Origin of the sequence: Psychrobacter sp. Pi2-52 (genome assembly GCF_904846705.1) — a bacterium.
GTDB lineage: Bacteria > Pseudomonadota > Gammaproteobacteria > Pseudomonadales > Moraxellaceae > Psychrobacter.
In genome coordinates this window covers 65,925-86,754 of record NZ_CAJHBS010000009.1, presented here as the reverse complement: position 1 = coordinate 86,754, position 20,830 = coordinate 65,925, and the positions used below count along the sequence as shown (strand labels likewise).

The 20,830-nt window shown below is 44.1% G+C and carries 15 protein-coding genes; 4 read left to right on the top strand and 11 right to left on the bottom strand.

Features of this window, described 5'->3' with window-relative positions:
- Nucleotides 1-153 precede the first annotated feature (153 nt).
- The 7 genes from JMY00_RS06935 to JMY00_RS06905 all read right to left on the bottom strand — a co-directional run bounded on the left by JMY00_RS06935 (nucleotide 154) and on the right by JMY00_RS06905 (nucleotide 11,068).
- Complete coding sequence (locus JMY00_RS06935) at nucleotides 154-1,797, bottom strand: BCCT family transporter (protein WP_191113839.1); 1,644 nt, start codon at nucleotides 1,795-1,797, stop codon at nucleotides 154-156.
- A gap of 178 nt (nucleotides 1,798-1,975) precedes the next feature.
- On the bottom strand, nucleotides 1,976-3,247 hold the full coding sequence (locus JMY00_RS06930) for a PQQ-dependent sugar dehydrogenase (protein ID WP_201579595.1): 1,272 nt from the start codon (nucleotides 3,245-3,247) through the stop codon (nucleotides 1,976-1,978).
- Nucleotides 3,248-3,454: 207 nt separating this feature from the next.
- Nucleotides 3,455-6,052: an ATP-dependent chaperone ClpB gene (clpB, locus tag JMY00_RS06925; RefSeq protein ID WP_201579594.1), complete on the bottom strand. Its 2,598-nt coding sequence runs from the start codon at nucleotides 6,050-6,052 to the stop codon at nucleotides 3,455-3,457.
- Between the two features lie 309 nt (nucleotides 6,053-6,361).
- Nucleotides 6,362-6,943: a L,D-transpeptidase family protein gene (locus JMY00_RS06920; RefSeq protein ID WP_201579593.1), complete on the bottom strand. Its 582-nt coding sequence runs from the start codon at nucleotides 6,941-6,943 to the stop codon at nucleotides 6,362-6,364.
- A gap of 111 nt (nucleotides 6,944-7,054) precedes the next feature.
- Nucleotides 7,055-7,846, bottom strand: a complete 792-nt coding sequence (locus tag JMY00_RS06915) for an SDR family NAD(P)-dependent oxidoreductase (protein WP_201579592.1) — start codon at nucleotides 7,844-7,846, stop codon at nucleotides 7,055-7,057.
- A 72-nt stretch (nucleotides 7,847-7,918) separates the two neighbouring features.
- Nucleotides 7,919-9,634 carry an AMP-binding protein gene (locus JMY00_RS06910; protein WP_201579591.1) on the bottom strand — a complete coding sequence of 572 codons (1,716 nt, stop codon included), beginning with the start codon at nucleotides 9,632-9,634 and terminating at the stop codon, nucleotides 7,919-7,921.
- Between the two features lie 303 nt (nucleotides 9,635-9,937).
- Nucleotides 9,938-11,068, bottom strand: coding sequence for a DNA topoisomerase IB (locus JMY00_RS06905; RefSeq protein ID WP_201579590.1), 1,131 nt, complete (start codon nucleotides 11,066-11,068; stop codon nucleotides 9,938-9,940).
- A 180-nt stretch (nucleotides 11,069-11,248) separates the two neighbouring features.
- On the opposite strand from JMY00_RS06905, the gene JMY00_RS06900 reads away from it, so the two are divergent.
- The gene (locus JMY00_RS06900; protein WP_201579589.1) at nucleotides 11,249-11,701 is read left to right on the top strand and encodes a GNAT family N-acetyltransferase; all 453 of its coding nucleotides are present in this window, start codon (nucleotides 11,249-11,251) and stop codon (nucleotides 11,699-11,701) included.
- Nucleotides 11,702-11,784: 83 nt separating this feature from the next.
- Here JMY00_RS06900 and JMY00_RS06895 read toward each other — a convergent pair whose 3' ends face one another.
- From JMY00_RS06895 to JMY00_RS06880, 4 genes are all read right to left on the bottom strand, one after another.
- Nucleotides 11,785-12,069, bottom strand: coding sequence for a pyrimidine/purine nucleoside phosphorylase (locus JMY00_RS06895; RefSeq protein ID WP_201579588.1), 285 nt, complete (start codon nucleotides 12,067-12,069; stop codon nucleotides 11,785-11,787).
- A 77-nt stretch (nucleotides 12,070-12,146) separates the two neighbouring features.
- Nucleotides 12,147-13,242 (bottom strand): peptide chain release factor 2 gene (prfB, locus tag JMY00_RS06890; protein WP_102078362.1). Its coding sequence is split into 2 segments (ribosomal slippage): nucleotides 12,147-13,169 and nucleotides 13,171-13,242, totalling 1,095 coding nucleotides; the frame shifts between segments, so codons are not numbered across the junction.
- 124 nt (nucleotides 13,243-13,366) lie between these two features.
- Nucleotides 13,367-14,068 (bottom strand): HAD family hydrolase, encoded by a 702-nt coding sequence (locus JMY00_RS06885; protein ID WP_201579587.1) that lies wholly within the window; start codon nucleotides 14,066-14,068, stop codon nucleotides 13,367-13,369.
- Nucleotides 14,069-14,226: 158 nt separating this feature from the next.
- On the bottom strand, nucleotides 14,227-14,763 hold the full coding sequence (locus JMY00_RS06880; RefSeq protein ID WP_201579586.1) for a gamma carbonic anhydrase family protein: 537 nt from the start codon (nucleotides 14,761-14,763) through the stop codon (nucleotides 14,227-14,229).
- 502 nt (nucleotides 14,764-15,265) lie between these two features.
- On the opposite strand from JMY00_RS06880, the gene carA reads away from it, so the two are divergent.
- The 3 genes from carA to greA all read left to right on the top strand — a co-directional run bounded on the left by carA (nucleotide 15,266) and on the right by greA (nucleotide 20,730).
- Nucleotides 15,266-16,507 (top strand): glutamine-hydrolyzing carbamoyl-phosphate synthase small subunit, encoded by a 1,242-nt coding sequence (gene carA / locus JMY00_RS06875; protein WP_201579585.1) that lies wholly within the window; start codon nucleotides 15,266-15,268, stop codon nucleotides 16,505-16,507.
- A gap of 152 nt (nucleotides 16,508-16,659) precedes the next feature.
- Nucleotides 16,660-19,923, top strand: coding sequence for a carbamoyl-phosphate synthase large subunit (carB, locus tag JMY00_RS06870; protein WP_201579584.1), 3,264 nt, complete (start codon nucleotides 16,660-16,662; stop codon nucleotides 19,921-19,923).
- 330 nt (nucleotides 19,924-20,253) lie between these two features.
- Nucleotides 20,254-20,730 carry a transcription elongation factor GreA gene (greA, locus tag JMY00_RS06865; RefSeq protein WP_057760725.1) on the top strand — a complete coding sequence of 159 codons (477 nt, stop codon included), beginning with the start codon at nucleotides 20,254-20,256 and terminating at the stop codon, nucleotides 20,728-20,730.
- The last annotated feature ends 100 nt before the right edge of the window (nucleotides 20,731-20,830 follow it).

The following is a 20,830-nucleotide window of genomic DNA, read 5'->3' as shown; positions in this document are numbered from 1 at the left end:
ATCGTAGTAACATTGCAGCAATAATATTTCAACAATCTGAATTTTTCCTGAATAAATTTAAATATCTTTACCCAATAAGAAGCCCCAATTTAAAAATAAATTGGGGCTTCTTCTATCAAAAGCTTAAATAGCTGTCTTGATGCTATCTACTGCTTAGTCACCTTTAACAATCTTAGGTGGTCCTTTTAACAGATGCTCATCGACGAACTCATTAGCTGAGTTATGGTCTGCTGATTCATCCGTAATAAAGCCTTGTTGCGCTCTGTATAGAATCAGACGATCGCGACTCAAACCACGCAGTAGCGCATACATCATGACAAAGACCACTAAGGCAAACGGTAGTCCCGCTACGATAGCCGCCGCCTGTAGCGCAGACAATCCACCAGCCGCTAGCAAGATAGCGGCGATAACGCCTTCTGTCGTTGCCCAAAATAAGCGCTGGATTTTCGGTGGGTTGGTATCACCACCAGCAGTCAACATATCGATGACAAAGCTAGCAGAATCTGACGAGGTCACAAACCATAGCATAATCATGACGACAATCAGTAGCGTAATCGGTTTTGCCAATGGGTAGTACTCAACCAACTTAAAGATCGCACTACCAGAATCCGCTTGTACTGCTTCAACCAATCCTGGGCTAACACCTGACACAGCAGAAGCAAGCTCCATATGAACAGCAACGCCGCCAAAGGTGGTAAACCAGAAGAACAAAATCAGCATCGGAATCAGTAGTACACCAAGCGTAAACTCACGAATAGTACGGCCACGAGAGATACGGGCAATAAAGATACCAACGAATGGTGCCCAGCTAACCCACCATGCCCAATAAAATATTGTCCAACTACTTTGCCAATCTGTACCGCTATAAGACTCACCCCATGTACCTAGAGGTACAATCACAGTCAGATAGTTGCCGATGTTTTCGATAAAACTATCAAAGATAAATAGCGTTGGTCCTAGGATGACCATAAACGCTAATAAGACGATAGTGAAACCAATATTGATATCACTTAAACGCTTAATACCTTTATCCAAACCCATCAAGACTGAAGCTGCCGCTAGCGCTGTGATGAAAGCGATCAAACCAAACTGTACGGTAAGACTGTTAGGCGTACCAAACAGCTTTTCGAGTCCAGAGTTGATCTGCATAACCCCAAGCCCGAGCGAGGTAACTACACCAAACATCGTACCAAACACAGCCAAGATATCGACCGTGTGTCCCCAACGACCATAGATCTTTTTACCAAGTAAAGGATACAAAGTAGATCGAATCGATAATGGTAGGCCACGACGGAAATGAAAATACGCTAAAGATAGCGCTACAATCGTATAAATTGCCCAAGCATGTAGACCCCAATGCATAAACGAGATATTCATTGCTTGCTTAGCAGCTTCTACTGTCTCTGCATCGCCCATTGGTGGTGCCATAAAGTGATACAACGGCTCGGCTGTACCCCAATAAACCAGACCAATACCAATACCTGCAGAAAATAGCATGCCAATCCAAGAGAACAGATTGTACTGCGGTCGTTCTGTTTGGTTACCTAGTCGAATGTCACCATAGCGACTCATTGCCAAGTAGATACAAAGCGCGAGCGCGGTATTGACTAGAATAATGAATAGCCAACCAAACTTATCGGTAATAAAATTTTGTAAAAAACTAAAAACAGCCCCTGCTGTTTCGGTGAAAAACGCACCGAAAATAATAAAGCCAACAATCAGCAGTGACGATGTAATAAACACAGGTTTACTTACCCGCGGAAAAGGTCCTAATCTGCCTACTTTTACTTCTTCCATGTGCAAGTCTCAAATTTCAAGGAACGTTACCTTAACAAAATAGGTCTTAACTATCAATCTATTACAAAATAAAACTTGATAAAACTATTAATTTACTCTAAAAGACTTGATCGGTTTTATTAAAATAATTAAATATACAGGTAGATAAATACGTCATTAATTCGATGCTATCTAGATGTTATTTGGGTAATAATCTGAGTAATTGTGCATTATTACCATCTTCAAGTGTCCACACTTGCCCGTCTATTGCTAGCACACTGCGTACACGCTCACCCATGTCATAGCGATAACGCTCAGCGGCGGTATTGTCTTCGCTTATGCCAACTACGATAAGCGCTTTAGACGATAAACCACTGATAAGCATATTGCCCTGCCAGCTAGGAAAGTCATTATGAGTACCAGCCGCATAGATGCTCATAGCAGATGGTGATATGACAGGTGTCCAAGTAATTTTGGGTGCCGCAAACTCTGGCTTTGTATCATGGTCAGGAATATCTAAACCTGAATAATTGCGTCCATTGGATACCACTGGCCAGCCATAATTGTTACCCTTCTCAATAATATTAAATTCATCTCCGCCCTTTGGTCCCATCTCGTGCGCCCAAAGCTGTCCACTATCGTCAAATGCCATACCAAGCACATTGCGATTGCCCATTGTCCAAAACTGAGAGGCAATGTCATTGCTATCATTGACAAATGGATTGTCCTTTGGAACCGAGCCGTCAGCATACAATCTAATAATCTTACCTAGATTCATGCTCATATTTTGTGCTGGGTCTTTGTCTTGACGCTCGCCTGAGCTAATATATAGATAGCGCCCATCAGGCGAAAACAGCAGACGATGACTATAATGTCCTTGCCCTGTAACTTTCGGAGACTGTTGCCAGATAGGCATGATATTTTGCAACGTAGGTGTGGTTGTCTCTAATCCTGAGAGTGTCGCTTTGATAACTTTTGCCCCAAACTTATTACTATCACTTCCTGCCCCTGCTTCTGCGTAGCTAAGATAGACGGTATTGGACGTCACAAAATCTGGAGCCACGATAATGTCTCCTAAGCCGCCTTGACCACCGTACGCGACTGTAGGAACGCCTTCGATTTTGGTCTTATTACCCGTCGCTGTATCTACGATAAATAGCTCACCTGTTTTTTGTGTTACTAGTAATTTTGGCGCTTTGCTATCTGCAATGGGTAACGCTGTCATTGCCCAAGGCTCATCAAAGGTAGCGATTGCTTTGGTGGTAAAGTCAGGCTTGCTAGTCTTTGTTTGTGTGACGGTTTGAGTGTCGTTAACTGAAGTTGAAACTTCTTTAGACTCCGTTGCGGTACTTTTATTATTGCTAGGACTTACTGTAGAAGGGTTAGAGCACGCGGCAGTGCTAAACAGCAATGCTGCAATAATTAGCGGCGAAGTTAAAGGTATATTTATACGTTCAATATGGGCTGTCATCGTTCTGTTTCTCCATTCAGTTGATACTTATACTATTATTCATTGATTTAGTTATAGCATAGTCCTAAGACTTAAGAGATATTGAAATGGTAAAAAAACAGTAACGTAAAACGCATCTTATAAATAAAAAACCCTTACCTACGATTGTAGATAAGGGGTTTGTTTTAAGCGTACAATTGGGTTATAAAGACGTCAAAGCCAATACAATTAGCTCATTCTAAGCTTATCAAAAGTTAACTTGTCATCGGCACCTACATCGACTTTGATAATATCACCAGCGACAAAATCACCTGCCAATAGCTTCAATGATAATGGGTTTTCAATCTCTTGTTGAATGGCACGCTTCAAAGGACGAGCACCATAAACAGGGTCATAACCCACGGCAACCAATTTATTCATCGCGTCGGCTGACAGCTCAATATCCATCTCACGCTCTTGGATACGCTGACGTAATCGATCCAATTGAATATCCGCAATACCTGCCATCTGTGACATACCAAGCGGATGGAAGACTACGATTTCGTCAATACGGTTGACGAACTCTGGACGGAAATGCTGCCCAACAGAATCCATTACTTCTGCTTTGATATCCTCATAGCTTTCGCCAACCATCTCTTGAATCTTATGTGAACCCAAGTTACTGGTCATGATAATCACGGTATTTTTGAAATCTACTACACGACCTTGCGAATCGGTTAAGCGACCATCGTCCAATACTTGCAGTAAGATGTTGAACACATCAGGATGCGCCTTTTCTACTTCATCGAACAATATGACGCTATACGGCTTACGGCGTACCGCTTCAGTCAACGTACCACCTTCTTCATAACCGACATAGCCTGGAGGCGCGCCTACAAGGCGACTGACACTGTGTTTTTCCATATATTCACTCATATCGATACGTACAATCGCATCTTCAGAGTCAAACAAGAAGTTTGCTAGTGATTTGGTCAGCTCAGTTTTACCAACACCAGTAGGTCCTAAGAATAAGAAAGAACCAGAAGGACGGTTGGGATCAGATAAGCCTGCACGGCTACGACGTACCGCATTGGCCACCGATTCGACCGCTTCGTTTTGACCAATGACGCGCTCATGGAGCTTTTCTTCCATTGCGATCATCTTATCACGCTCGCCTTGCATCATTTTGCTGACTGGAATACCAGTCGCGGCCGCAACCACTTCGGCGATTTCATTGTCGGTGACCTTGTTACGTAGCAATTTGACACCGCTACCTTCACCTGTCTGCTCTTTTTGCTCTGCCAAGTCAGACTCATGAATACGACGTTCTAACTGCGGAATGGTTTCGTATTGCAGCTTACTCATGGTCTCATAATCGCCTTCGCGGCTGGCTTTGTCATACGCGATACGGGCTTTATCTAGCTCATCTTTTAGCTGTTGACTGCCTTTGACCAATGCTTTCTCTGCCTGCCAAACTTCATTAAGATCAGCGTACTCTTTTTCCAATTCTGCTATTTGCGCATCGAGCACTTTACGCTCAGCTTGCGCGCCAGCATCTTCTTCGTTTTTGAGCACCTCACGCTGCATTTTTAGCTGAATGAGGCGACTATCGAGTTTACCTAATGATTCAGGCTTGCTGTCCATCTCCATACGCAAGCGGCTGGCTGCTTCGTCAATTAAATCAATCGCCTTATCTGGTAGCTTACGGTCAGTAATATAGCGATGGCTCATGCGCGCAGCAGCAATGATGGCGCTATCTTGAATATCGACGCCATGGTGCAGCTCGTAACGCTCTTTGAGACCACGTAATATCGCAATGGTATCTTCGACTGTTGGCTCATCGACCAAAACCTTTTGAAAACGACGTTCAAGCGCAGCGTCTTTTTCGATGTACTGGCGATACTCATCAAGGGTGGTCGCACCAACGCAGTGCAGCTCACCGCGTGCCAAAGCAGGTTTTAGCATATTACCCGCATCCATCGCACCTTCAGACTTGCCTGCACCAACCATCGTATGCAGCTCATCGATGAACAGAATGACATTGCCTTCTTGTTTGGCCAAGTCGCTCAATACGCTTTTGAGGCGTTCTTCAAACTCACCACGGAATTTTGCCCCTGCAATCAGCGCGCCTAAGTCTAATGACAACACTTCTTTGCGGCGCAGACCTTCTGGTACGTCGCCATTGATGATTTTTTGTGCCAAGCCTTCGACAATCGCCGTTTTACCAACGCCCGGCTCACCGATGAGCACAGGGTTGTTTTTGGTACGGCGCGACAGTACCTGAATGGTACGGCGAATTTCTTCGTCACGGCCAATGACTGGATCTAGCTTGCCAAGTTCTGCTTGTTCAGTTAGATTTATCGTGTACTTGTTGAGTGCGTCACGCTGATCTTCTGCGTTTTGGTTATTCACTGTATCATCGCCGCGCAATTGCTCAATCACCGCTTTTAGTTTGTTAGCCGTTACGCCTGCACTTTCAAATATCTTTTTGGTTTCGCCCTGCTCAGCGAGTGCCAACATCACCCATTCCGTCGCGATAAAATCATCGCCTTCTTTTTGCGCCTGACGATCGGCCAAATTCAATATTTTGACCGAGTTTGGATTTAAATTGACGTCACCTGTTGGCTCCGAAATGGTCGCTTGGTTGTCCAATGCTTTGGCAACGCCATTTTTTAGCGCTGGAATAGAAGCGCCTGCTTGTTGGCAGATAGATAAATTAGACTCATCTTGTAGCAACACGGCAAGCAAATGCACAGGATCGATACCTGTATGATCGCGACCTAACGCTAGACTTTGTGCTTCTTGAATGGCGGACTGCAGTTTTTGAGTAAACTTCTCAAATCTCATATCTATATCCTTTTATAATTGGTATTTTCAGTAGCACCTCTAAGGATTATCTTAGTCTAGTGCCTACTGTTATCTGTCACTTATATAAGGTATATATACACCTATTTCAAGACGATTACTAAATAAAACCTTACTTAAAGCAATGATATTTATTATTAATAATATTTAAATTAGCTATTAATATCAGTTAAAGGTAGTTAGTAGATAAGTTACGCCATTTTATTAGTGTAAATGAAAGATAAATCTCCATTAAATAAGCTAACGAATAATGCAAATACTTAGTATAAATTAGATAACAATCCGACTATTCTACTCCACGATTTCGATAAGAGTACCAAGTGTCACCGCTGCCATAATTTCATCCATCTCGTCATTAGTAACCGCGATACAACCATCTGTCCAATCACGCCATTGATTAAACAAAGCCAGATATCCAAAGCCATTCATTTGCCCATGAATCATGATATCGCCACCCGGATTGACCCCCAATGACTGCGCTCGCGCCTTGTCCTCATCATTGGGATAGCTAATATGGATAGAGCGATGGGCAATAGAGTTCTCGTTTTTATAATCTAAGGTGTAAATCCCAACGGGCGTACGCTGGTCACCTTCTTGTTGCTTATGACCTGTTGGACTGCCCCCTAGCGCAATACGATACGACCTAATAGCTTTACCATCGCTCATCAACTTTAAGATACGGTCTGATTTGTCGACAAAGACTCTATCAATGACTGACGACGCAGGAATGAGGTTTTTGGGTTTTGAGGTGCTTTTGACATAAGCAATAGCGCTGGTGCTGACAATGGCAGCAAGACTAAGACCAATGATAATGTGTAACCAAGGCGTCCGCTGCTCATTTGATGAGTAAGATTTTTTATAAAAAAATGGCATAGACTCTGATTCCCATAATTAATTTTTTGTCATTAATCATATGTATCAAAGCACTATGCCAGATTCTGTAGATACGTTTTGTGCAAAAATGATGAATCACTCACTAAACTGTTACACCATGCGAATCGCACCATCTAAGCGAATCACTTCACCATTTAGGTAAGCATTATCGATGATATGAGTCACCAATTTGGCAAACTCATTGGGTGCGCCTAAACGTTTGGGATATGGCACACCTGCCTCTAGCTGCTCGCGTGCCTTTTCAGGAATGCTGTCCATCATCGGCGTAGCAAAGACACCTGGTGCGATGGTCATAACGCGTATACCATGACGCGCTAGCTCGCGAGCAAGTGGCAAGGTCAGACCAACCACGCCTGCCTTGGACGAAGAATAACTGGCTTGACCGACTTGTCCGTCAAAGGCTGCGATAGAAGCTGTATTAATGATAATACCTTGATCTATGTTCTTCTCTACATGGTCGCCTGCACTACTGTCATTCGCTATGCGCTTGGCAATGCTAGCAGCAACCAAACGAGCGACGTTAAATGAACCAACCAGATTGATATTGACCCCGCGACTAAATGCCTCAAGGTCTGCCGGATTGTTATCACGATCTAGCAGTTTTTGTACCACTACAACACCCGCACAATTGATAGAACCTTGTAAGCCGCCGAAAGCTGACTCAGCCATCTCAACGGCTGCTTGCACTTCATCGCCGTTGGTGATGTCACAGCGCACAAAGCGCGCACTATTACCCAGCTCAGCGACTAGTGCTTGCCCAGCAGTTTTATTTAAATCAGCGATAACGACGTTACCACCTTGATCTACAATCACCCGAGCCACTGATTCACCTAATCCTGATGCCCCGCCTGTGACCAAAAAGCTGTTTTCTTTAACTTGCATGATTATTCCTTTAAATCTTCATTTTTTATTAGCTGTTTTCTATGAATTATCTATAAACGCTCTATTAGGTAGTTACGCAGCAGATAAACTACGCAGCAAAAAGCGTTGTATCTTGCCACTTGGCGTTTTTGGTAACTCGGTCACAAACTCAACCTCACGCGGATACGCATGAGTGGATAGGCGTTTGCGTACTAGCTCTTGGATTTCTTTAGCGATTTGCTCACTGCCTTCGATGCCGTCTTTTAGTACCACATAAGACTTGATAGTGTGACCGCGCACTTCATCTGGCACGCCTACCGCCGCAGACTCTGCCACTGCATCATGCTCTAAGACGGTATTTTCGACATCAGTAGGCCCTACGCGGTAACCTGCGGTAATAATAATGTCATCATCACGACCTGAAAACCAGTAACTGCCGTCACTATGACGCTCGACCACGTCGCCTGTCAGATAGTAATCATCTACAAAGGCTTGCTTCTCATTCCAGCTATAGCCACGGAAATAAAACGCAGGTGACTGACTGACCACGACTGCTAACTGCCCTTGCTCACCATCCGGTAGCACATTCATATCATCATCTAGTACGACTAGCGTATGACCTGGTAGCGCCATACCCATCGAGCCAATAGGACAATCATGCGCCAGTGCATGATGTGCACAGCAGGTCATGCCAGTTTCTGTTTGGCCATATTGGTCTTTGACTTGGCATTCTAGATAGGTTTCGACCCAGTTGACCACTTCGGTATTCAATGTCTCCCCTGCCGAGTTGGCACAGCGTAAAGACAGCTTAGCATTAGTATCGTTATGATCGCCTTCATTAACACTATCAAACACACCACTAGATTTCATCATTCGAAATGCCGTTGGTGAAGAGGCCAAATTGGTAATCTTATGACGCACCATAAACTCACGGGTATTGGTCGCGTCAAATCCTGCTTCATTAAAATAAGTGGTGATACCCAATAGCAGTGGCCCTGTGATGGCATAGTACAAGCCATATGCCCAGCCCGGATCTGCCATGTTCCAATATTGATCATCTTCGCGTAGGTCGATGGCATAACGCATATATAGGTAAAAAGCAGGTAATGCGGCTAACGGAACGCTGACGCCTTTTGATTTACCGACTGTACCAGAGGTAAACATTTGCAAAAATGGCGCATCTGTATCAAGCATCACAGGTTCAAACGTTTGCGGCTGTGCTGCCATAGACTGGGTGTAATGATCGTCACCCCATGTCTGAGCATCTTCTATACTGCCGACCAATACCATTTTGGTTTGCTCAGCCAAGTCTTCAAACTTGCTGCGATTTTCTAAGTTAGTAAAAACGACTTTGGTATCGGCTTTATCCATCCGATATTTGATTGAGTCATAGCCAAATGCGGTAAATAGCGGCTGATATACGGCGCCGATACGCCATGTTGCCAATACAACAGTCAGTAGCTCAGGCGTGCGCGGTAGCATTGTCGCTACTTTGTCTCCCGCTTTTACCCCATACGACTGTAGCAAGTTAGCGATTTGAGCACTTGCTTTGTCAAGCTCACCAAAGCTCATGCGTGTTATATTGCCTGCGGTATCTTCGTGTACTAACGCAGCATTATCAGCGCGGCCATCACGTACATGGCGACCACAGCAAGCCATATAGGCATTCAGACGATCATCTACGTGCTCGCCAAATATTTCTGACAGCAATGCATTCATATCAAAATTATTATAGTAATCGGTATAGTTTTTTGGTGTGATGGTAGCGTCTACATCAACGATCGTAGCAGTTTGAAAGGCGGTGTTCATAAGCTAATCCTTTAGCAATAGCAGGTAACTGGTAAAATGGTATTTATGATTGAATAACGGCCACATCCTATAGACCGTTTCATAGGTTCGTATTTATCATGCTCTATTAGTAACGCATTTTTACGTTTATTTCAATACATAACGTATCATTTTTATTTTATAGAAATAGAGATAATCCATAACTAATTATCATTAATTCGCTATAAGTCCGCGAAGACACCTACAATAGCTAAGGTACTGCCACATATTTTCAATTTCCTATTAAAGAATTAACACCTCAATATTATTATCTACAACCTCAACTTAAACATCAGCTCTTAAAAACCCTAACAACGCTTTCTCTTCACAGCTTTGGTATTTTTTGGTTCGACCACGGCGCGCTTGTTTGTAAGTCTCAAAAAACTGCCCTGCCAAAAAACGCTCAATGACAATGGGATGAATATAAGAGGCACGGCATACGGTCGGCGTGTTGCCCAGCTCTGCTGCCACACTTTTTACCATATCAGTGACTAACTGCTGTCGCTCAGCGCTTTCTGGCGCACTGGCTAGTATGCTAGCGCCTGCAGACGTTTGTAGCTCGTCGTAGAGGTAGCTTGCCGCGAGTACACTTGCCATCCATGTGCGAAAATCCTTTGCACTGTACAGTTTGCTTTCACAGTCCATGCCGCACGTATGCATCCGTAAGTAGTCATTTATATCGCTACTGTCAACGACTTGCTTATGCCCATTATCATCTAAGTATTTGAATATCTGATAACCTGGCAGCTCAGAACAGGCCTGCACGATGTCAATCAATCGCTCATCTTGCAGCTCAATGTGGTGTTCTTTTGCGCTTTTTCCGACGAAATCAAACGCCAGTCCATTGTCGGTTTCACTAACATGCTTGCTGCGTAGCGTACTCAGACCATAGCTTTTATTTTGTTTGGCGTAGCGGCTGTTACCGATACGAATCAAAGTGGTCTCTAGCAATTTAACAACGGCAGCGAGTACATTGGTGCGTGATAAGGACTCTGCTTCCAAATCTATCTCCACCTGCGCGCGTAGATTGGGCAGCGCCTCTGCAAATCCTATCATCGCATCAAACTTTGCTTGATCACGGATATTGTTCCATGACGGATGATACAAGTACTGTTTGCGCGATTTTTCGTCTCGCCCTGTTGATTGCAGATGGCCTCTTTCATCTTGGCATATCCAGACCTCTGACCACATGGGCGGTATCACCAATGCATCAAAACGCTGACGCAATGCTTTGTTTTTGACCGTGTTGCCTGTTGCATCACGATAAGTAAAGCCGCGACCCCAACGTCTACGCTCGTAGCCTGGTTCGTCGTCACTCACATAACGCAAATTAGCACGGCGTGCGAGATGCTCGTAATCATGACGCACGTCTTTGATCATTGTTTGCTTGCTTGTCTGTAATTTTGCCTTTGTCATAAACCTGTATACCTTTGAGAATTCATGGTTTTAGCATAATTAATGACGGTAGTTTTTGCTGTTTATTTGGCACAGACAAAGTGTAATCCTGTGTAAAAGTAAGCGAATGGCAGGGTTCTCAACTATTGAATTTTAGGTCATAATTTAATGGCTATCAAAACTTAAGTTGAGTAAAACACAATGAAAAACACTTCTATCATAATAGCACCACTCTCTAAAGCCGACTATGACTTTTGGTTGATATTGTGGCAAGACTATCTAACATTTTATGAGACCAGTTTGGCAATGAGCACGATTGATACAACTTGGCGCAACTTGATAAATAATGACGTCGCTACCTATGGAATTGGGGCGTGGAAGGATGATATTTTGGTAGGTTTTACTCATGTAGTAATACATCCAACGACTTGGAGTAGTACGGCATGTTGTTATCTACAAGATCTCTATGTCGATGAGTCTGTACGTGGAAAGGGTGTCGGACGGGCATTAATTGAAGCGGTATACAACTTTGCTGATGAAAAAGGCTGTAATCACGTTTATTGGAAAACTCAAGAAAGTAATGCTGATGCACGCCAACTTTATGACAAAGTCGCAAGCTTAACGGACATGGTGCAGTACCGTAAAAACTTATAGTTTTTTATAGTTCAGAAATAAAAAACGCCAAGCATAAAATACTTGGCGTTTTTCGTTTTGATACGGCTATAACTTAGAAGTCGTTATTTACCATATACACATAGATAAGCGGTTTCGACGTCTACTTTTACCTGAAACTTTTGGTTAGCTTCAACGGTAAACTGCTCGCCAGCGTTAAACGTTTTCCACTCGTCACTTTCTGGTAGCTTAACAGTCAATGCACCGCTCACCACACTCATGGTTTCGAATTCACTAGTGCCAAACTCATACTCACCAATTTCCATGACGCCGACAGTCGCAGGCTTGGTCACCGTTTGAAAAGCAATAGAAGTCACTTTATCATCAAAATAATTATTAACGCTTGGCATAATTTTCCTTAATTAAATGTTAGTTGCTATTTTAATTAGTTACTATTTTAAAACGGTTGCTTGTTTAAAACGGCTGCTTACAATCCAGCTTTTAAACTCGCTTCGATAAACTGATCGAGGTCACCATCTAGCACAGCACCAGTGTTAAAGGTCTCAACACCCGTACGCAAATCCTTGATACGAGAGTCATCGAGCACGTACGAGCGAATTTGACTGCCCCAGCCGACATCAGATTTACCGTCTTCGACTGCTTGCTGTGATTCCATGCGTTTTTGCATTTCCAGCTCATACAGCTTAGCACGTAGCATCTTCATCGCAGTGGCTTTGTTACCATGTTGACTACGCTCATTCTGACAGGTCACTACCACGCCCGACGGCTCATGGGTAATACGTACCGCAGAATCTGTCGTGTTTACGTGCTGACCACCCGCCCCAGATGAGCGATAGGTATCGATACGCAAATCCGCTGGATTGATATCAATCTCAACGTTGTCGTCAATCTCAGGCGAGACAAACACCGCAGCAAACGAGGTATGTCGACCATTATTACTATCAAATGGTGACTTACGTACCAAACGGTGGACACCAATCTCGGTGCGCAACCAGCCAAACGCATAATCGCCTTTAATCTCAATGGTTGCCGACTTGATACCAGCCACGCTACCTGATGACACTTCAATAACATCTACTTTGAAGCCATGAGCTTCTGCCCAGCGCGTGTACATGCGTAGTAGCATTTCAGCCCAATCTTGCGCTTCAGTGCCGCCACTACCTGACTGAATATCCAAGTAGCAGTTATTTGGATCCATCTCACCGCTAAACATCCGGCGGAATTCTAAATCAGCAACACGTTTCTCAGCGCTATCTAGCTCGCTCTGCACATCGGCTAGCAATGACTCATCTTCTGCTTCAACTGCCAACTCTAGCATAGCAGACGCATCTTCTAGTGTAGTTTCAAGTGACACTACCACATCGATGACACCATCAAGGTGACTTTTTTCTTTATTAATCTTGGTCGCGCGCTCTGGATCATTCCATAGCTCGGGGTTTTCTAACTCTAAATTGACTTCTTCTAAGCGTTCTTGCTTACCATCGAAGTCAAAGATACCTCCGCAAATCCTGCCCACGCTCTGATAAGTCTTTAATTTGCTCTTGATACGGATTGATTTCCATGAATATTCCTGTTTTTCTAATAAAATAAATAACGAATGTGGCGCTATTTTAAATGAGATTGAGACTAAATGGTTCGCTAATTATCACTATTGCTAATGTTGCTACTATTACTGGATTAAATAATCTAGATCGACCAATCTTCTACTGCCCAGCGATGGGCCAAAGCATGCGCATGTAACGCATCATCAGGTGACACGCAAACGGCCACATCAGCCCATTCGAGTAACGGAATATCATTTTTAGAATCTGAATATGCGTATGTTTTTTCAAACGAGATGCCAGAGGCTTGCTGTTTATTTAGCCATTTATCCAAATGGTATATCTTGCCCGCTTGGAAGTTTGGTCTGTCAATTAGCTTACCTGTATAGCGATTATCTTTGATCTCTAATGGCGTTGCCAATACATTGGCTTCTTCTACACCAAAACGCTTGGCAATGGCCGACACTACAAAATCATTGGTCGCAGAAATAATCACTACATCGTGCCCTTGCTCAATGTGCTGACACAATGCTTCCATTGCTTTTGGGCGAATATGTGGCTCGATTTCGCTTTTGATATAGTCTTCTCTTAGCTCATCCAGTCTATCAAGCGGCAGACTGCTTAAAAACTGCGCGACGAATTCATTGTACTCTGTCGCGTCTAGCGTGCCTTCGATATAGTCATTATAAAATTTCTGATTGGCAGTACGGTACTGCGCCTCATCGACAAGGTCATGCTTTACGATATACTCACCCCAGAGATAATCGCTATCGACATCAAGTAATGTATGATCTAAATCAAATAGTGCCAGTTGTTTTTGTTTTGTTTGTGCTTGATTTGCCTGCATGGTGAGACCTTATCGTTGGTTGCGAAAAAATATGAATCGTTTAATAAAATTGGGTACATTTATCTATTCAGGCTGAGCTCATCACCTAAACAGCATGTAAATGAAATAAGCCTGTACCTTGTAATTTACCTCTTTAGAATTGCTTAGACTATTTACCTTTAGTCAGGCATCGCTATTTCTGTTAAGCCTGTTTTAAATTTCTGGCAACGCTCAGCATAATGTAGCGCTGACATTTTTAGCATCGCTGCTTGCTCATCTGTCAGCGTCTTGACCACTTTTGCAGGCGCGCCCATCACTAGCGAGTTATCAGGAATAACTTGACCTTCAGTAATCAAGGCTTTTGCCCCTATCAAACAGTTTTTACCAATTTTGACATTATTAAGTACCACAGCGCCAATACCTATTAGGCTGTTATCACCGACTTCACAGCCATGTAGCATAGCCAGATGACCGATAGTCACGTAGTTACCAATGGTCACCTTGACACCTGCATCGGTATGAATCACGCTGTTTTCTTGGACATTACTATAGTCACCGATATGGATACGATCGTTGTCACCGCGTATCACTGCACCGAACCAAATATTGGCTTGATGGCCTAAATATACATCGCCCATCACTTGCGCTGAATCTGCTACCCAGCCATTGAACGGTGCAGCAAACTCAGGGGTTTTGTCTAAATACTGATAAATCATAACGACTCCTTGTCATCTTCATTATTGTTATAACAAACGACCATAAAAATTGGGTCTAGCGCTGCGCTGTCCATTGTGGCAAAGCCAACTGCGAAAATCCAGCGCTATTAATACACGCTCGATGTCGATTTTTATAAAAGAGAAAGTAGTCAGTTCCTGCTTAGGCTATTTTATAAAGTCAATATCTTTATAAAGACCTCATTATTAGCCATGAAATGACTATTAATCCAGTAAATCGGCTAGCTATAACCGTCTATTTTGTATATAATACGCAAAATCTGTGCCTAAGCGAGCGGACATGATGCAAGTTACCTATTCACTATCTAGTGGGTTTTGTAGTTTTCATCAATAATGTCTTCTCGCTTTTTTGTGGAAAATTTTTGTGTATCGCCCTTTTTTTACTTTTATATGACAACAGTCAAATGCCGTAAATAAAAGGATACGGAGCAATTTTAGACCAACAAAACATGATGGCACTCACCAATAACAGCGGAGGCAATCCTTGAATTCATCGGCAGAAATACAAGCAATTTTGGCACTAGCAGACGGTACAATCTTTCGCGGTGTCAGTATCGGCAGCCTAGGTCATCGTATTGGTGAAGTGGTATTTAACACAGCCATGACAGGGTATCAAGAAATCCTAACCGATCCAAGTTATGCCCGCCAGCTGGTGACTTTGACTTACCCTCATATCGGTAATACAGGCACTAATAGCGAGGACACAGAATCTGGCAACGGTCACAAAGTATGGGCAGACGGTCTTATCATCCGTGATGCCACCATGGCAACTTCTAACTTCCGTAACTCAGAGTCACTCAGCGACTATCTACAGCGTAATGAGACAGTGGCTATCGCTGAAATTGATACGCGTCAGCTAACACGTCTATTACGTGATAAAGGTGCACAGAACGGCTGTATCATGACTGCCTCAAACGGCGAGACTATCAGCAGCGATGATGAGCAAAAAGCGATTGAGTTAGCAAAAGGTTTTGCAGGTCTAAAGGGCATGGACTTGGCAAAAGAATGCTGTACTAAAGAGAACTTCGAGTGGACAGCGGGTACCTGGGATTTATCAGACACCCTACTCAACCGTGATATCCCTGGTAGTCATGATAGCGGTACTGGCGGCTTCTTTAAGCAACTCGGCACTCACATCGATTCTAAATACAACGTCGTCGCTTATGACTTCGGTAGCAAAACCAACATCCTACGCATGCTCGTCGACCGCGGTTGTCACGTAACGGTTGTACCAGCACAGACCCCCATCGCAGATGTGCTAGCAATGAACCCAGATGGCATCTTCTTATCAAACGGCCCTGGTGATCCTGCAGCTTGTGATTACGCTATCGATGCGGTACGCCACATCATTGAGCAAACTGACGTGCCAACGTTTGGCATCTGCTTAGGTCATCAGCTGATTGGTCTTGCCAGCGGTGCAAACACCATCAAGATGAAAACTGGCCATCATGGTGCCAACCATCCAGTACAAGATCTAGCGACTGGCACGGTTATGATTACCAGTCAGAACCATGGTTTTGCGGTTGATGAAGACACGCTACCTGACAACGTTAAATCTACTCATCGCTCATTATTCGATGGTACCAACCAAGGTATCGAGCTGACCGATAAGCCAGTCTTTAGCTTCCAAGGTCACCCAGAAGCCAGCCCTGGTCCACATGACTGCGCACCATTGTTTGATAAGTTTGCGGATATGATGGCACAGTCTAAAACTGCCCAAGCGTAAACGGTTGATTATAACTACATAATAAGTAAACGCTTGAATCGTCCATAGCGGTTCAAGCGGCATTAAATAAGCACTGCAAGCATAAAACGCCATGAGCGTTATCAAAAATAAAGATTACTCAAATTATCACCCAAACGAAGGTAGCTCTAACTATGCCAAAACGTACCGACATAAAAAGCATTCTTATCATTGGCGCAGGCCCTATCGTCATCGGCCAAGCATGTGAGTTTGACTATTCAGGCGCACAGGCGTGTAAAGCACTAAAAGAAGAAGGCTACCGTGTCATCTTGGTCAACTCAAACCCTGCGACCATCATGACTGACCCTGTCATGGCTGACGCGACCTATATCGAGCCGATTACTTGGCAAACCGTTGAGCAAATCATTGCCAAAGAGCGTCCAGATGCAATCTTGCCAACGATGGGCGGACAGACAGCACTAAACTGTGCGCTAGAGCTAGATAAGCACGGTGTATTGACCAAGTATAACTGCGAGTTAATTGGCGCGACCAAAGACTCAATCGAGATGGCAGAAGACCGCAACTTGTTTGATAAAGCTATGAAGCGTATCGGCCTTGAGTGCCCTCGCGCTGAAACGGCTGAAACCATGGAAGAAGCCTTTGCTACTCAAGAAAAAATGGGCTATCCATGTATCATTCGTCCATCATTCACCATGGGTGGCTCAGGCGGCGGTATCGCCTATAACCGCGATGAGTTCATTGAAATCTGCGAGCGCGGTTTTGACTTGTCTCCAAACCATCAATTACTTATCGATGAATCATTGATTGGTTGGAAAGAATACGAGATGGAAGTGGTTCGTGACAAAAACGACAACTGCATCATCATTTGTGCCATCGAAAACTTTGATCCAATGGGCGTGCATACAGGCGACTCAATCACCGTCGCACCAGCACAGACCTTGACCGACAAAGAATACCAAATCATGCGTAATGCGTCATTAGCAGTACTGCGTGAGATCGGTGTTGAAACAGGCGGCTCAAACGTACAGTTCGGTATCAACCCTGACACTGGTCGCATGGTCGTCATCGAGATGAACCCACGCGTATCACGCTCGTCTGCCCTAGCCTCAAAAGCCACTGGTTTCCCGATTGCCAAAATCGCAGCGAAACTGGCAATTGGTTATACGCTAGATGAATTGCAAAATGACATCACTGGTGGCAAAACGCCGGCCAGCTTTGAGCCTGCGCTTGATTATGTCGTGACTAAAATACCTCGTTTTAACTTCGAAAAATTCCCACAAGCAGACAACATCCTATCGACTCAGATGAAATCGGTCGGTGAAGTGATGGCAATCGGTCGTAACTTCCAAGAGTCTATGCAAAAATCATTGCGCGGCATGGAAACAGGTGCGGATGGTTTCGATGAGCAAATTGACTTATCAAAAGTAAGCGCCGAAAAAGCACGTAGCGAAATCATCAACCGCCTAACCATTCCAACACCTGAGCGTATCTACTACGTTGCTGATGCCTTCCGCGTCGGTATGAGTGTCGATGAAGTGTTTAACTTTACTAAGATTGACCCATGGTTCTTGGTGCAGATAGAAGACATCGTCAAAACAGAAGCTACCGTAAAATCACTTGGTTTTGGCGGCTTGAACGAGAAAAATCTACGTAGCTTTAAACGTAAAGGTTTATCAGATTTGCGTTTGGCTAAATTGCTTGGTATCTCACAAAAGCAACTTCGCAAAAAGCGTTGGGATCTAAACGTCTATCCAGTCTATAAGCGTGTCGATACCTGTGCAGCAGAGTTTGCTACTAGCACGGCCTATATGTACTCGACGTACGATAGCGAATGTGAAGCAAACCCAACAGACAAAAAGAAAATTATGGTTATCGGTGGTGGTCCTAACCGTATCGGCCAAGGTATTGAGTTTGATTACTGCTGTGTACACGCAGCGCTCGCCATGCGTGAAGATGGTTACGAGACCATCATGGTTAACTGTAACCCTGAAACGGTTTCAACCGATTATGACACTTCTGACCGTCTATACTTTGAGCCAATCACGTTAGAAGACGTGCTAGAGATCGTTCGTATCGAAAATCCAGATGGCGTGATCGTCCAGTTCGGTGGTCAAACACCATTGAAACTTGCTCGTGCACTAGAGTCAGCAGGCGTTAAAATCATCGGTACTAGCCCAGATGCAATCGACCGTGCCGAAGACCGTGAGCGTTTCCAGCATATGATTCAGCAACTAAACCTAGTACAGCCGTCAAACGCACTAGCAACCAGCTTGGAAGATGGCTTGGTTAAAGCAAAAGACGTAGGCTATCCATTGGTTGTACGTCCATCTTATGTATTAGGTGGCCGCGCGATGGAAATCGTCTATAACGAAGACGAGCTAAGACACTATCTACGTACTGCGGTACAAGCATCGAATGAAGCCCCTGTTCTACTAGATCGCTTCTTAGATGATGCTATCGAAGTCGACGTAGACTGTGTATGCGATGGTACTGATGTCGTCATCGGCGGTATCATGCAACATATCGAACAGGCTGGCGTCCACTCAGGTGACTCAGCATGCTCACTACCACCATACTCGCTATCTAAAGAGCTATGTGACGTGATGCGCGCACAGACAGTTGCTATGGCAAAAGAGCTAGGCGTTATCGGTCTAATGAACGTACAGTTCGCAGTAAAAGGCGAAACTGTATATATCCTAGAAGTGAACCCACGTGCTGCACGTACAGTACCGTTTGTCTCTAAGTGTATCGGTACTTCTTTAGCACAGGTTGCTGCTCGCTGTATGGCTGGTACTTCGCTTAAAGATCAAGGCTTTACCACTGAGATTGTCCCAGCATTCTATGCGGTCAAAGAAGCGGTATTCCCATTTGCTAAGTTCCCAGGTGTTGACCCAATCTTGAGTCCTGAGATGAAATCAACGGGCGAAGTTATGGGCGTGGGCAAAACCTTTGGCGAAGCATTCTACAAGGCCATTATCGGTAGTAACGAGCGTCTGCCAGGTCTACCGACTGAAGGCGAGACAAAAACCGTCTTTATCTCAGTTCGTGACAGTGACAAAGCGCAAATCGCTCCGATTGCTCGTCAGCTTGCAGACTTTGGCTTTAAGATTGTCTCGACCACTGGTACGCAAAAAGTATTGAGCGACGCTGGTATCGAAAGTCAGCAAATCAACAAGGTCACTGAAGGTCGCCCGCATATCGTTGATGCCTTGAAAAACGGCAAAATCGACCTTATCATCAATACGACTGAAGGTAAGCAAGCTCAAGAGGATTCGTTCTCTATTCGCCGCAGTGCGCTACAGGGCAAAGTATTCTACGTCACCACGTTAGGTGCCGCTGATGCCGTCTGCAAATCTTACGCGATTGACTTACCATTTGATGTCTATAAGTTACAAGATTTGCATGAGCAAGCAAAGTCTATTGACGTGGCTGAATAATTTCAGTAGATTAAGCATAACCGTTAGGCTTGCCTAAAAGCTCACTCAAGTATCGTTGTTTGCTTTAAATATAGCCAACCATGCTTGAGGAACGATACCTTTACCGTGATAGACCTAAAAAGCATAGTGGCTAAATTGCGACTATGCTTTTTATTACGTAAGCTTAAGTGCGCCTATGCTTGAATTGAGATGATATACACTCATAAATGATAGCCAACTTATTCATTACATCGTCTTAATTATCACTCTTTTATATTTTATATCCATTGCAACAACACTGACACCATCTCATTATGAGGTGGTGTGGTGTTATTGGTTTAAGGAAAAAACATGCAACGTTACCCAATGACTCCGCAAGGACACGCGGCTCTAGAAGCCGAATTAAAACAGCTAAAAAGTGTCGACCGTCCACGCATCACAGCATCGATTGCTGAAGCACGCGAACACGGCGATTTGAAAGAAAATGCTGAATACCATGCTGCCCGCGAGCAACAAGGTTTTTGTGAAGCACGTATTCGTGATATCGAAGCCAAACTTGGTGGCGCTCAAGTCATCGATCCTTCGACACTGCCAAAAGAAGGCCGTATCGTGTTTGGCGTCAGCGTCGTGATCGAAAACATGGACACTGAAGAAGAAAAACAATACAAAATCGTTGGCGACGATGAAGCTGACTTTAAAGCTGGTAAAATCTCAGTCAACTCACCAATCGCTCGTGGTTTGATTGGTAAGTTCGAAGGCGACGAAGTGCGCATCGAAACGCCAAAGGGCGTCGTTGAATATGAAGTCATGAAAGTTATATATGACTAATAGCGACACTTAATAGCTACACTGCGTTCTAATCTATAAATTTGATGTTCTCAAAGATAGACAGTTTGAGAAATGACTTTTAGATAGTAGCTTCGATGAC